Here is a 13,096-nt window from a genome sequence, read left to right on the forward strand (position 1 = left end):
TCCTCGGCTGCATTCTTCAGGCGAAGAACCACACCAGCCCTTGCATCGCCAACCACGCAAACACCCCGGCCAGCACGTCGTCGAGCATGATGCCGACGCCACCGTGCACATGCCGGTCGATCCAGCGAATCGGCCACGGCTTGAGGATGTCGAAGAAGCGGAACATCAGGAACCCCGCCAGCAACCAATACCAACCTTGCGGCACCAGCCACAGGGTGATCCACATCCCGACCATTTCGTCCCAGACGATGCCTTCATGGTCATGCACGCGCAAATCGTCGGCGACCTTGCCGCACAGCCAGAAGCCGAACAACATGGTGATGCCGAGCATCAGCCAGTAGCCCCAGTCAGGCAGCATCTGCCACAACGGAATAAAGGGCAGCGCCACCAACGAACCCCAGGTGCCCGGCGCTTTTGGCAGGGTGCCCGAGCCGAAGCCGAACGCCAGGAAATGCCACGGATTGCGCCAGACCGACGGCGGTACGAACTCCGCCGGAACCTGTTTGGGATGATCTGTCACGGTGTCTCCCGAAAATGTTGATAACCCCGGATTGGCGGGGTGATGTCGTGTCCGTCGGCATCCAGCAATGTAACGCCCTGCCCTGCAACCACCTGCCCGAGCACATGGATCGGCCAGCCGTCAGCCAGCAACGATGGCAATTCGGCGGGCGGCAAAGTGAAGGCCAGCACGTAATCATCACCGCCACTCAGGGCTGCTTGCTCAGCACCGGTTTGACCGAGGAAAGCCAGAAGCGCCTTCGACAATGGCAGTTTACTGCGCTCTACCTGAATCCCGACTTTCGACGCCAGAGCTATATGCCCGCAGTCGGCGAGCAGCCCGTCGGAGATGTCCAGCGCAGCGGTAGCCTTGCCACGCAAGGCCTGGCCCAACGCCAGTTGCGGTTGCGGCGACCAGTAGTGGGCCAGCAATGGATCGGCGATGGCCGCGTCCGCAGTCCGCTGGCCGAGCACCAGCGGCAATGCGCCCGCGCCGTTACCCAGATCACCGCCCACACAGAGCAAATCATCCGGCCGTGCGCCGCTGCGGGTCAGCGCCAGACCGGTCGGCACCCGGCCGAACACGGTCATGGTCAGGCTCAACGGCCCACGAGTGGTATCGCCGCCCACCAGTGCCACACGGCAATTCTGCGCCATGAGGTTCAAACCACGGGCGAACGCTTCCAGCCAATCGGAAGTCCCGGTCGGCAAGGTCAAGGCAAGGGTAAAGGCAACGGGGGTGGCGCCCATGGCGGCCAGGTCACTGACGGCCACGGCCAGCGAGCGCTGGCCGAGCAGAAACGGATCGCAGGGGTCGGCGAAATGCACACCGGCCACCAGCGTATCGGTGGAGATTGCCAACTGCTCCCCGGGAGGAACCGCCAGCAAGGCGCAGTCGTCGCCGATCCCGAGGGCAACGCCTTCACCGCCTTGCGCACAAGGCGCGGCGGCGAAGAAGTTGCGGATCAGCTCAAACTCACCCATGGCAATGGCAGTTCAAGCGCCGATCAGCGCTTGAACGCCTTCACTTCGGCTTCACGCAGACGCGGGGCCAGCTTGTCGAGCACACCGTTGACGAACTTGTGGCCGTCGGTGGAACCGAAGACCTTGGCCAGTTCGATACCTTCGTTGATCACAACGCGGTATGGCACGTCGACACGCTTGAGCAGTTCCCAGGTGGACAGGCGCAGAACCGCCAGTTCAACCGGGTCCAGCTCTTCGATGGTCAAGTCCAGGCAAGGCTTGAGCGCGGTGTCGATCTCGGTCTTGAACTGCGGAACCCCGTGCAGGATTTCGCGGAAGTACGCGCCATCGACATCGGTGAAATCGTTATCGACCCGGAACTGCGCTTCGATCTCGTTCAGCGACTGCTTGGCCATATGCCATTGGTACAGCGCCTGGGTCGCGAGCTGACGGGCTTCGCGACGCTTGGCGCTTTTCGATGGCTTGCCGGCATCCGCAGGCTTTGGATCGCGCGGGTTGAAACGATCGCTATCGTCGCTAATCACTTGGCCTCCAACTGCGCCAGCAGGCTGACCATTTCCAGAGCGGACAGGGCAGCTTCAGCACCTTTGTTACCGGCCTTGGTGCCGGAACGTTCGATGGCTTGTTCGATGGAATCAACGGTCAGTACGCCGAAAGCAACCGGTACGCCAAACTCCATGGACACCTGGGCCAGGCCCTTGGTGCACTCGCCAGCCACGTATTCGAAGTGCGGAGTACCGCCACGAATGACCGCGCCCAGGGCGATGATTGCCGCGAACTCGCCCTTCTGAGCGACTTTCTGCGCAACCAGCGGGATTTCGAAGGCGCCAGGCGCACGGATGATGGTGATGTCGCTTTCGCTCACGCCATGGCGAACCAGGGCATCAACTGCACCGCTGACCAGGCTTTCAACCACGAAGCTGTTGAAACGGCCCACTACCAGAGCGTAGCGGCCTTTAGGGGCGATGAAGGTACCTTCGATGGTCTTCAGGGTCATTCGTTAGATCTCTTAAAGAGCCGGGACGCGTTTTCTACGCGTCCCTCAGTGATGTGTTAGCCGCGAATCAAGGACTGGAAACAACCGGTCATTATTCGGAGGGCACGTATTCTACAACTTCCAGATCGAAACCGGATATCGCATTAAATTTCATCGGCGCACTCATCAGGCGCATTTTGCGCACGCCCAGGTCCCGAAGGATCTGCGAGCCGGCACCGACGATGCTGTAGGTGGTCGGTTTTTTCACTGCGCTGTGATCCGCGGTTTCGCGGATATGCGCCAGCAACACGTCGCCATCGAGCGGGTGACCGAGCAACAGCACCACACCGCTGCCAGCCTCGGCAACCGCGGCCATGGCGGCCCGCAGGCTCCAGCGGCCCGGTTGCTTGACCATCAGCAGGTCACGCAGCGGGTCCATGTTGTGCACCCGAACCAGGGTCGGTTCTTCGGCGCACACGTTGCCCAGGGTCAGGGCCATGTGCACGTCGCCTTCCACCGAATCACGATAGGTCACCAGGTTGAACTGGCCCAGTTCACTGTCCAGCGGCTGCTCGGCAATCCGCTGAACGGTACGTTCGTGGATCATCCGGTAGTGGATCAGGTCGGCAATGGTGCCGATCTTGATGTTGTGCTCGGCGGCAAACGCTTCGAGTTCGGCGCGACGGGACATGGTGCCGTCATCGTTCATCACTTCGCAGATCACACCGCTCGGCTCGAAACCGGCCATGCGCGCCAGGTCGCAGGCCGCTTCGGTATGGCCGGCGCGGGCCAGGGTGCCGCCAGCCTGGGCCATCAGCGGGAAGATGTGGCCGGGGCTGACGATGTCTTCAGCCTTGGCGTCTTTGGCGGCAGCGGCTTGTACGGTACGCGCACGGTCGGCCGCGGAGATACCGGTGGTCACGCCTTCGGCGGCTTCGATGGACACGGTGAATTTGGTGCCGAAGCCGGAACCGTTGCGTGGCGCCATCAATGGCAGCTTGAGCAGTTCGCAGCGCTCGCGGCTCATCGGCATGCAGATCAGGCCACGGGCGTGCTTGGCCATGAAGTTGATGTGCTCGGCCTTGCAGCACTCGGCGGCCATGATCAGGTCGCCTTCGTTCTCGCGGTCTTCGTCATCCATGAGGATGACCATCTTGCCTTGGCGGATGTCTTCAACCAGTTCTTCGATGCTATTGAGCGCCACAAGGCACCCCCTTGAGTCAGGATTTGAGGTAGCCGTTTTGGGCCAGAAAGCTTTCAGTAATGGTGCTGCCGGCAGTTGGCTCAGCAGCCTTGTCGCCCAGCAACAGGCGCTCCAGATAACGTGCCAGCAGATCGACTTCCAGATTCACCCGGCGACCTGGCTTGTAAGCAGCCATGATGGTTTCGCTCAGGGTGTGCGGAATGATCGTCAGCAGGAACTCGGCGCCATCGACCGCGTTCACCGTCAGACTGGTGCCGTCGACGGTGATCGAGCCTTTATGGGCGATGTACTTGGCCAGTTCTTTCGGCGCGCGGATGCGAAATTCCACGGCGCGGGCATTGTCGCTGCGCGAAACCACTTCGCCGACACCGTCGACGTGACCGCTGACCAAGTGCCCACCCAGGCGAGTGGTCGGGGTCAGGGCTTTTTCCAGGTTGACCGGGCTGCCGCTTTTGAGGTCATTCATGGCGGTGCAGTCGAGGGTTTCGCGACTGACGTCCGCCGCAAAGCCATTGCCTGGCAGTTCAACCGCCGTCAGGCACACGCCGTTGACAGCAATGCTGTCGCCCAGTTTGACGTCGCTCAGGTCGAGCTTGCCGGTTTCTACGTAAACCCGCACATCTCCGCCTTTTGGGGTCAATGCACGAATACTGCCGATGGATTCGATGATGCCGGTAAACATGGAGTCCTCCTCGAGAACAGGGCCTTCTGGGCTGCAGCCGGGAATTATACGCTGACCGTTGGGACAGGTATGGCAATGACTCGCCAGTCATCGCCAACCGCGCGGATTTCGGTAATTTTGAGCTCAGGCGCATCTTTCATCTGCGCCAGCGGCCAGTCCAGCAACGGTCGCGCCGTGGAGCCGAGAAACTTGCCGGCAATGAAAATCTGGAACTCGTCCACCAACCCTTGCTGAGCAAACGCCCCGGCCAGACGCGGCCCGGCTTCAACCAGTACCTCGTTGACGTCACGCGCAGCCAATTCAACCAGCAACTTGCGCAGGTCGACCTGGCCATCATCGCCCGCCACGATCAGGCATTCCGGACCGTTGGCGTATTGCTCTTCGATCGCCATGCACGTCGCGACCAATGCCGGACCGGCCTTGAAGAACGGCGCGTCCAACGGCACCCGCAGGCGACCGTCGATCAGCACGCGCAGTGGCGGACGGCTCATGGCCAAGGCGGTTTGTTCGGGATCGAGGCCCAATTCATCGGCACGCACGGTCAAGCGGGCATTGTCCGCCAGCACCGTGTCGGCGCCGGTCAGCACCACGCTGGCCTGCGCGCGCAGCCGTTGTACCGCCGAGCGCGCCGCCGGGCCGGTAATCCATTGGCTCTCGCCGCTTTCCATCGCTGTGCGACCGTCGAGGCTCATGGCCAACTTGACCCGCACGAACGGCAAGCCGTGTTCCATGCGCTTGAGGAAGCCTTCATTGAGCTTGCGCGCCTCACCTTCCAGCACGCCGCTTTCGGTGGCGATTCCCGCCTGGGCCAGACGTTGCAGACCGCGACCGGCAACTTCCGGGTTCGGGTCCTGCATCGCCGCAACGACGCGCGCCACACCGGCATTCACCAGCGCATCGGCGCAGGGCGGCGTGCGGCCGTGGTGGCTGCACGGCTCCAGGGTCACATAAGCCGTGGCGCCTCGCGCCTTGTCACCGGCGGCACGCAAGGCATGGACTTCGGCATGGGGCTCGCCGGCGCGCACATGCCAGCCTTCGCCGACAATCTGCCCGTCGCGCACCACCACGCAGCCAACCCGCGGGTTGGGGTGCGTCGTGTAATGACCTTTGCGCGCCAGTTCCAGGGCACGGGCCATGTAATGGGCGTCGAGGATGGCTTGTTCCGGGGAGGTGGTCATTCTTTCACCGGTTCACGGGCGAGGCGATCGATCTCTTCGCGGAACTCGTTGAGGTCCTGGAAGCGTCGATACACCGAAGCGAAGCGGATATAGGCGACTTCATCAAGCTTTTTCAGCTCGGCCATCACCAGTTCGCCGACCACGAGGGATTTGACCTCGCGTTCGCCGGTGGCGCGCAGCTTGTGTTTGATGTGCACCAGCGACGATTCCAGGCGCTCGACACTCACCGGGCGCTTCTCCAGCGCCCGCTGCATGCCGGCACGAAGTTTTTCTTCGTCGAACGGCTGGCGACTGCCGTCGGTTTTGATCAGGCGCGGCAACACCAGTTCAGCGGTTTCGAACGTCGTGAAGCGTTCGCCGCAGGCCAGGCATTCACGCCGGCGGCGCACCTGTTCGCCCTCGGCGACCAGACGCGAGTCGATGACCTTGGTGTCGTTGGCACCGCAGAAGGGACAGTGCATGGTGGCAGGCAACAAAAAATGGGAGGGCCATGGTAGCGCATCCCCGTGGCAAGACAAGCCATAGGGTTTGCGGTATACAGACGGGCTATAATGTTTTCACCTTGCTGGAGCCGCCAATGTCGTTACGCCCGCTCGTTTTGCTCAGTCTTTTCAGCCTGCTGGTGGCCTGTAGCAGCGATGCACCCAAGCCCCAGCCACCGACGCCCGGCCCGGCGCCGCAACAGGCGCAGAAGAAAGCCAAGGCATCTGCCGAGCTCGGTCCGCTGCCGGCTTACCAACGTGAAATCAGCGGCACCCTGATGGGCGTGCCGGCCGACGCCGAAGTCGAACTGGCGCTGCTGGTGATCGACGACAAGGACCGCCCGCAACAATTACTTGCCAGCGCCAACCTGATCGGCACTAATCAGGTGTTGCCGTTTCGCCTGCGTTTCAACCCTGAATCCTTCCCGGTTGGCGCTCGCGTTGAACTGCGCGGCCGCGCCAGCCAGTCCGGGCAGTTGATTCTGCATCTGCCGGCGCAACTCATCACCCAGCCAACGACCCAGGCCCTGGGTCAGTTGCAATTCGTCAAAGCGCCATGATTGCACCGCTCGACCTGCAACAGGCGTTGGGTGAACTGCTCGGTGACGCACAGCTTGTAGCCTGTGAATTGCCGGGCACCGAGCTGAAACTCTGGCTGATCGACGGCGACAACATGGACCGCGCTTTCAGCCCCGAAGAAACCCGGCGGATTCTCCACGAGCCGCCGTACTGGAGTTTCTGCTGGGCCAGTGGGCTGGCCGTGGCCCGCTATCTCGCCGAACACCCGCACTGGGTCGTAGGCAAACGGGTGCTGGATTTCGGCGCCGGTTCCGGCGTGGCTGCGATTGCGGCCGTGAAGGCCGGGGCGCTGGAAGTGGTGGCCTGTGACCTGGACCCGCTGGCGATTGCCGCGTGTCGGGCGAACGCCGAACTCAATGATGTGCAGCTGCGCTACTCGACGGATTTTTTCGCCGAAGCGGATCGATTTGATCTGATTCTGGTGGCCGACGTGCTGTACGACCGGGAAAATCTGCCGTTACTCGACGCGTTTCTCAGCCGTGGCCGGGAAGCGTTGGTGGCGGATTCACGGGTGCGGGATTTTCGCCATCCGCTGTATCAGCGCATCGAGATGCTGCAGGCGATGACCTTGCCGGACCTGGCCGAACCCGAAGAGTTTCGGCATGTGAGCCTTTACCACGCGCGGCGCGGTTAGCAAAAAGCTTCGCGGGCAAGCCTCGCTCCTACAGGGTTGGGTGGCGATTTCGAAATCAGCGCGGACCTGTAGGAGCGAGGCTTGCCCGCGAAGACGTCCTGCCTGGCAGCACATCACTCAATGATCACCCCGCTTTCAGCCGCCCCCCACCAAGCCTTATAGTGGCCTCATCCACGCTTTTACGAGATCCCCCATGAGTCAGGAAACGCCGTACATCTTCGACGCCACGACTGCCGATTTCGACCAGTCGGTGATCGAGAACTCTTTCCACAAACCGGTACTGGTGGATTTCTGGGCCGAATGGTGTGCGCCGTGCAAGGCCTTGATGCCGATGCTGCAAACCATCGCCGAGAGCTATCAGGGTGAGTTGCTGCTGGCCAAGGTCAACTGCGACATCGAGCAGGACATTGTCGCGCGTTTCGGCATTCGCAGCCTGCCGACCGTGGTGCTGTTCAAGGACGGTCAGCCGGTGGACGGTTTTGCCGGTGCGCAACCGGAATCCGCTGTGCGCACGATGCTCGAACCCCATGTGCAAATGCCGCCTCCAGCCGCCGCCGACCCGTTTGAACAGGCTCAGGCGCTGTTCGATGAAGGCCGTTTCGCCGACGCCGAAGCCACGCTCAAAGTCTTGCTGACTGAAGACAACACCAATGCCAAAGCACTGATCCTCTACGCCCGCTGCCTCACCGAGCGCGGCGAACTGAGTGAAGCGCAAACCGTACTCGACGCGGTCAAGACCGATGAGCACAAGGCCGCGCTGGCCGGCGCCAAGGCGCAGATCCAGTTTCTCGGCCAGGCCAGGGATTTGCCGGATGCGGCAGACCTGAAAACACGCCTGGCGAAAAACCCGCAGGACGATGAGGCGGTCTATCAGTTGGCGATCCAGCAACTGGCCCGTCAGCAATACGACGCGGCGCTGGATGCGTTGCTGAAACTGTTCATCCGCAATCGCAGCTACAGCGAAGGCTTGCCACACAAGACCTTGCTGCAAGTGTTCGAACTGCTGGGCAACGATCACCCGTTGGTGACCACGTACCGTCGCAAGCTGTTTGCCGCGCTCTATTAAGCTCTTTTTTGCGGCTTACTCGATCCAGCTGTAGAGCGGCGTATCCCCGCCGCTCACCACTTTGACCTCTGCGCAGTGGCGCAAGCGCACCAACAAGCGCTTGCCCGCCGCTGCGCTGCCGGTCAACCCTTCCAGTTGTTCCAGCAAATCCGGCCCGCTCAATTGCCCGGCCTTGCGCAGCAGTTCTTTAGCGATCTGCCACAGCGCCTCGTCCTGATTCACCGGTTTGGCCGGTGTCACACTCGCCTCGGGTTTGGCTGCCTGCAACTGCGCACCGAGCTGCGCCCAGTCGCCCTCATCCAGTTCCAGGGTCAAATCCACCGGCCAGTCGCCGATGCTTCCGCGTATTCGCAACATAAGCCTGCTCCTGCCCACACATGACTCGCATGCTCCCATGGGTCTTGCGCAACGCCAAGCAGACGGTCAAACTCTCGGCACTTTCGTTATAAGATTACATAACAAACTCTTCACTTTACTTTTCGGAGACCCGCCATGCGCCGTCTGCTGCTCGCTTTGCCGTTTGCCTTGTTGCCGCTGGCTGTCGCCCACGCGGCTGTCGACCATGAGCACGGCAGCCTCGGCGCCCATGAACACGGCGTCGGTCGTTTGAATGCGGCGCTGGACGGCCAGACTCTGGAGCTGGAACTGGAAAGCCCGGCAATGAACCTGGTCGGCTTCGAACACGCTGCCACCACCGACGCCGACAAGGCCAAAGTCGCCGCGGTCCGTGCCCAACTGGAAAAACCGCTGACGCTGTTCAACCTGCCGAAAGTCGCCGGTTGCGTGGTCGCGACCCAGGAACTGGAAAGCCCGTTGTTCGGTGACAAACCGGATGCCGACGATGAGCATGAAGAAGCCAAGGACGGTCACGAGCATCAACATGACCACAGCGAAATCCACGCCCGTTACCAATTCAGCTGCTCGGCCCCGGGCGCGCTGAAGACCCTGGATCTGGCGACTGTCTTCAACACGTTCCCGGCTACCCAGAAGATTCAGGTACAACTGATCAGCCCGAGCGGGCAGCAAGGGGTTGAGGTGACGGCCAAGGCGGCCGCCCTGAAATTCTGATCCGACACCAATCCTGTAGGAGCGAGTCTTGCCCGCGAAAGCGATCTGTCAGTCAACATCTCTGTTGGATCTACTGGCCTCTTCGCGGGCAAGCCTCGCTCCTACAGGGGGTAATGTTGAATGTGAAGTCGAGACAAACCTCATGAAATCGGCGCCATGACCCAAGCACTCATCGAATTGTCCGACCTGGGCTTCAGCTGGCCCGGTCACCCGCCGCTGCTGGACATCCCGGCGTTTCGCCTGGAGCCAGGTGAAACCCTGTTCCTCAAAGGCCCCAGCGGCAGCGGCAAGACCACTCTGCTCGGCCTGCTTGGCGGTGTGCAAAAGCCTGATCGCGGCAGCATCCGGCTGCTCGGCCAGGAATTGACCGAACTGTCTGCCGGGGCTCGCGACCACTTCCGGGTCGATCACACCGGCTACATCTTCCAGCAATTCAACTTGCTGCCGTTTCTGTCGGTGCGGGAGAACGTCGAACTGCCCTGTCACTTCTCGAAACTGCGCGCCGAGCGGGCGAAACAGCGCCACGGCAGCGTCGATCAGGCCGCTGCCACCCTGCTCGCCCATCTGGGCCTGAAGGACGAAAACATGCTGGGCCGCCGCGCCGATTCGCTGTCCATCGGCCAGCAGCAACGGGTCGCTGCCGCGCGTGCGTTGATCGGTCAGCCGGAATTGGTGATCGCCGACGAACCGACCTCGGCACTGGATTACGACGCCCGCGAAAACTTCATTCGCCTGCTGTTCGCCGAATGCCGCGAAGCCGGCTCGAGCCTGTTGTTCGTCAGCCACGATCAGAGCCTCGCGCCGCTGTTCGATCGCCACCTGTCGCTGGCCGATCTCAATCGCGCCGCCACCCCGTCCGAGGTTTGAGATGTATTTGTTTCGTCTTGCCATGGCCAGCCTGGCTAACCGTCGCTTCACCGCGATCCTCACCGCGTTCGCCATCGCCCTGTCGGTCTGTCTGTTGCTGGCGGTAGAACGAGTGCGCACCGAAGCCAAGGCCAGTTTCGCCAGCACCATCAGCGGCACCGACCTGATCGTCGGCGCGCGTTCCGGCTCGGTGAACCTGCTGCTGTATTCGGTATTCCGTATCGGCAACGCCACCAACAACATCCGCTGGGACAGCTTCGAGCAGTTCGCCAACAACCCGAAAGTGAAGTGGGCGATCCCGATGTCCCTCGGCGATTCCCATCGTGGTTATCGGGTGATGGGCACCACCGAGGCGTACTTCGAGCATTACCAGTACGGCCATCAACAGCATCTGGAACTGGCCGACGGCCGTGCCTTCGCCAGCGATCCGTTCGAAGTGGTGCTCGGTGCCGAAGTGGCCGATGCGCTGCACTACAAACTCGGCGACAAACTGGTGCTGGCCCATGGCGTGGCGGCGATCAGCCTGGTCAAGCACGACGACAAGCCGTTCACCGTGGTCGGCATCCTCAAACGCACCGGCACCCCGGTGGACCGCACGCTGCACATCAGCCTCGGCGGCATGGAAGCGATCCACATCGACTGGCACAACGGTGTACCGGCGCGAGGTAACGGTCGGGTCAGTGCCGATCAGGCGCGCAACATGGACCTGACGCCGCAAGCGATCACCGCGTTCATGCTCGGCCTTAACAACAAGATTTCGACCTTCGCGCTGCAACGTGAAATCAACGAATTCCGTGGAGAACCGATGCTGGCGATCCTGCCGGGTGTGGCGTTGCAGGAGCTGTGGAGTTTGATGAGCACGGCGGAAAAAGCCTTGTTCGTCGTCTCGCTGTTCGTGGTGCTGACGGGGTTGATCGGCATGCTCACGGCGATTCTCACCAGCCTCAACGAGCGACGCCGGGAGATGGCGATTCTGCGTTCGGTGGGCGCGCGGCCATGGCATATCGCGACTTTACTGGTGCTGGAAGCGTTTGCCCTGGCGCTGTCGGGAGTGATTGTCGGCGTGGCGCTGCTGTATGTCGGCATCGCCGTGGCGCAGGGTTACGTGCAGTCGAATTACGGTTTGTACCTGCCGCTGGCTTGGCCAAGCGAATATGAATGGACGCTGCTCGGTGGCATCCTGATCGCCGCGCTGCTGATGGGCAGCGTGCCGGCCTGGCGCGCCTATCGCCAATCCTTGGCCGATGGCCTGTCGATCCGACTGTGAGGACATTGAACATGCCCCGCGCTCTGCTTGCGCTGTTGATGCTGGTTGCTCTGCCGCTGTGGGCGGCCGAGCCGAAAGACCTGACCTGGTCGGAAATGATCCCGCCGGATGCCCCGCCGGAAGTGCCGAACATGACGCCGCTGCACGACCTGTCGAAGATGAGCGACGCGTTGTCCGCGGAGTCGGCCCCGGCCGCCAAACAGGACATGCCGAACGCGCCAGTGGTGAAAAGTCTCGATGGCCAGAACATTCGCTTGCCGGGATACATCGTCCCGCTGGAGGTCAGTGAAGAAGGCCGCACCACGGAGTTTCTGCTGGTGCCGTATTTCGGCGCCTGCATCCACGTACCGCCTCCGCCGTCGAACCAGATCGTGCATGTCAAAAGCGAAGTCGGCGTGAAGCTCGATGAGCTGTATCAGCCGTACTGGGTCGAAGGTGCGTTGCAGGTCAAGGCGTCCACCAGCGAATTGGCGGATGCCGGGTATCAGATGGAGGCGCAGAAGATTTATGTGTATGAACTGCCGGAGTGAACACCGGTAGTTCGGTGTTGAATGAAAGGACGCCTTCGCGGGCAAGCCTCGCTCCTACAAGGCAATGTTGAACCTGTAGGAGCGAGGCTTGCCCGCGAAGAGGCCCTCGAAGGTTCCGCAAAAATCTGGGCCATCACTGTTTCGTTGAGCTGAGTCAAAAGACCGTATCAGTTGGATCCCTACCATTGGACATCGAACATTTTTAACGTCCTTTGGAGCCCCCATGCACAAGTCTCTGCTCAGCGCTTCGCTGCTTGCCCTCGCGCTCGCAGCCCCGCTCGCCCATGCCCACACCGCCGGCGACTTCATCGTTCGGGCCGGTGCGATCACCGTCAACCCGGAAGCCGACAGCTCCAGCGTCAAGGTCGATCAAGGCCCGCTGAAGGGCGCCGATCTGGGTGGCAAGGCCACCATGAGCAGCGACACTCAACTGGGCCTGAACTTCGCCTACATGATCAGCAACAACCTGGCGATCGAACTGCTCGCGGCTTCGCCGTTCGAGCATGAGGTGAAGCTCAAAGACACCGCCCTCGGCGCCGCCAATGGCAAACTCGGCACCCTGAAACACCTGCCGCCGACCCTGAGCCTGGTCTACTACCCGCTGGACGCCAAGTCCGCATTCCAGCCGTATGTTGGCGGCGGTATCAACTACACCTGGATCTACGACGAGCACGTCGGCAGCCAAGCCAGCGCCAATGGTTTCAGCAACTTCAAGGCGACAAACTCCTGGGGCCTGGCGTGGGAAGTCGGTGCCGACTACATGCTCACCGACAAGGTGATGATCAACGCCCAAGTGCGCTACATCGACATCGACACCCGTGCCACCGTCGAGAACAATTCCGTGGCCCCGGGCACCCGCGCACGGGTGAACGTGGACGTCGATCCGTTCATCTACATGGTCGGTCTGGGTTACAAGTTCTAAGCAACATGTGATCAGCTTTTGTGGCGAGGGAGCTTACTCCCGCTGGGCTGCGAAGCAGCCCCAAGATTGATGGCGACTGCTGCGCAGTCGAACGGGAGCAAGCTCCCTCGCCACGGAACTGCATCGGTCATATTCGACACACAAAAAAGGCGCCTTCAA

General features: G+C 61.7%; 17 protein-coding genes. 8 read left to right on the top strand and 9 right to left on the bottom strand.

Annotated features, from left to right (window positions below; all coding sequences use genetic code 11):
- Positions 1-16: 16 nt before the first annotated feature.
- From AC30D7_RS24935 to nrdR, 8 genes are all read right to left on the bottom strand, one after another.
- Positions 17-520 (bottom strand): phosphatidylglycerophosphatase A family protein, encoded by a 504-nt coding sequence (locus AC30D7_RS24935; RefSeq protein WP_490135865.1) that lies wholly within the window; start codon positions 518-520, stop codon positions 17-19.
- Entirely contained in the window at positions 517-1,482 is a 966-nt protein-coding gene (gene thiL / locus AC30D7_RS24940) for a thiamine-phosphate kinase (RefSeq protein WP_490135866.1), read from the bottom strand. The genes AC30D7_RS24935 and thiL overlap by 4 nt, the downstream gene beginning before the upstream one ends.
- A gap of 23 nt (positions 1,483-1,505) precedes the next feature.
- Positions 1,506-2,006: a transcription antitermination factor NusB gene (nusB, locus tag AC30D7_RS24945; protein WP_007933632.1), complete on the bottom strand. Its 501-nt coding sequence runs from the start codon at positions 2,004-2,006 to the stop codon at positions 1,506-1,508.
- A complete protein-coding gene (gene ribH / locus AC30D7_RS24950) occupies positions 2,003-2,479 on the bottom strand; it encodes a 6,7-dimethyl-8-ribityllumazine synthase (RefSeq protein ID WP_003228649.1) in 477 nt (158 codons plus the stop codon). Before ribH ends, nusB begins: the two co-directional genes overlap by 4 nt.
- Positions 2,480-2,570: 91 nt before the next feature.
- A complete protein-coding gene (gene ribBA / locus AC30D7_RS24955) occupies positions 2,571-3,662 on the bottom strand; it encodes a bifunctional 3,4-dihydroxy-2-butanone-4-phosphate synthase/GTP cyclohydrolase II (RefSeq protein ID WP_018925690.1) in 1,092 nt (363 codons plus the stop codon).
- A 16-nt stretch (positions 3,663-3,678) separates the two neighbouring features.
- Positions 3,679-4,344: a riboflavin synthase gene (locus tag AC30D7_RS24960; RefSeq protein ID WP_019650860.1), complete on the bottom strand. Its 666-nt coding sequence runs from the start codon at positions 4,342-4,344 to the stop codon at positions 3,679-3,681.
- 44 nt (positions 4,345-4,388) lie between these two features.
- Positions 4,389-5,522 carry a bifunctional diaminohydroxyphosphoribosylaminopyrimidine deaminase/5-amino-6-(5-phosphoribosylamino)uracil reductase RibD gene (ribD, locus tag AC30D7_RS24965; protein WP_018925688.1) on the bottom strand — a complete coding sequence of 378 codons (1,134 nt, stop codon included), beginning with the start codon at positions 5,520-5,522 and terminating at the stop codon, positions 4,389-4,391.
- Positions 5,519-5,983 carry a transcriptional regulator NrdR gene (nrdR, locus tag AC30D7_RS24970; RefSeq protein ID WP_007906838.1) on the bottom strand — a complete coding sequence of 155 codons (465 nt, stop codon included), beginning with the start codon at positions 5,981-5,983 and terminating at the stop codon, positions 5,519-5,521. Before nrdR ends, ribD begins: the two co-directional genes overlap by 4 nt.
- A gap of 116 nt (positions 5,984-6,099) precedes the next feature.
- Here nrdR and AC30D7_RS24975 point away from each other — a divergent pair, with 116 nt between their 5' ends.
- From AC30D7_RS24975 to trxA, 3 genes are all read left to right on the top strand, one after another.
- Positions 6,100-6,564, top strand: coding sequence for a YbaY family lipoprotein (locus AC30D7_RS24975; RefSeq protein WP_019581383.1), 465 nt, complete (start codon positions 6,100-6,102; stop codon positions 6,562-6,564).
- Positions 6,561-7,217, top strand: coding sequence for a class I SAM-dependent methyltransferase (locus AC30D7_RS24980; protein WP_490135867.1), 657 nt, complete (start codon positions 6,561-6,563; stop codon positions 7,215-7,217). Before AC30D7_RS24975 ends, AC30D7_RS24980 begins: the two co-directional genes overlap by 4 nt.
- 193 nt (positions 7,218-7,410) lie before the next feature.
- Positions 7,411-8,283 carry a thioredoxin gene (trxA, locus tag AC30D7_RS24985; protein ID WP_490135868.1) on the top strand — a complete coding sequence of 291 codons (873 nt, stop codon included), beginning with the start codon at positions 7,411-7,413 and terminating at the stop codon, positions 8,281-8,283.
- Positions 8,284-8,298: 15 nt separating this feature from the next.
- Here the strand turns inward: trxA and AC30D7_RS24990 are convergent, their stop codons facing one another.
- Positions 8,299-8,640 (bottom strand): hypothetical protein, encoded by a 342-nt coding sequence (locus tag AC30D7_RS24990; protein WP_019581386.1) that lies wholly within the window; start codon positions 8,638-8,640, stop codon positions 8,299-8,301.
- A gap of 135 nt (positions 8,641-8,775) precedes the next feature.
- Between AC30D7_RS24990 and AC30D7_RS24995 the strand changes: the two genes are divergently transcribed.
- The 5 genes from AC30D7_RS24995 to AC30D7_RS25015 all read left to right on the top strand — a co-directional run bounded on the left by AC30D7_RS24995 (position 8,776) and on the right by AC30D7_RS25015 (position 12,937).
- Complete coding sequence (locus tag AC30D7_RS24995; RefSeq protein ID WP_490135869.1) at positions 8,776-9,351, top strand: DUF2796 domain-containing protein; 576 nt, start codon at positions 8,776-8,778, stop codon at positions 9,349-9,351.
- A 156-nt stretch (positions 9,352-9,507) separates the two neighbouring features.
- The gene (locus tag AC30D7_RS25000; protein WP_490135870.1) at positions 9,508-10,218 is read left to right on the top strand and encodes an ABC transporter ATP-binding protein; all 711 of its coding nucleotides are present in this window, start codon (positions 9,508-9,510) and stop codon (positions 10,216-10,218) included.
- Position 10,219: 1 nt separating this feature from the next.
- Positions 10,220-11,485, top strand: a complete 1,266-nt coding sequence (locus AC30D7_RS25005; protein ID WP_028938817.1) for an ABC transporter permease — start codon at positions 10,220-10,222, stop codon at positions 11,483-11,485.
- An 11-nt stretch (positions 11,486-11,496) separates the two neighbouring features.
- Complete coding sequence (locus AC30D7_RS25010) at positions 11,497-12,015, top strand: DUF3299 domain-containing protein (RefSeq protein ID WP_018925681.1); 519 nt, start codon at positions 11,497-11,499, stop codon at positions 12,013-12,015.
- A 223-nt stretch (positions 12,016-12,238) separates the two neighbouring features.
- Positions 12,239-12,937, top strand: coding sequence for an OmpW/AlkL family protein (locus AC30D7_RS25015; RefSeq protein ID WP_490135871.1), 699 nt, complete (start codon positions 12,239-12,241; stop codon positions 12,935-12,937).
- Positions 12,938-13,096 lie beyond the last annotated feature (159 nt).

This window comes from Pseudomonas sp. DF5 (assembly GCF_058148225.1).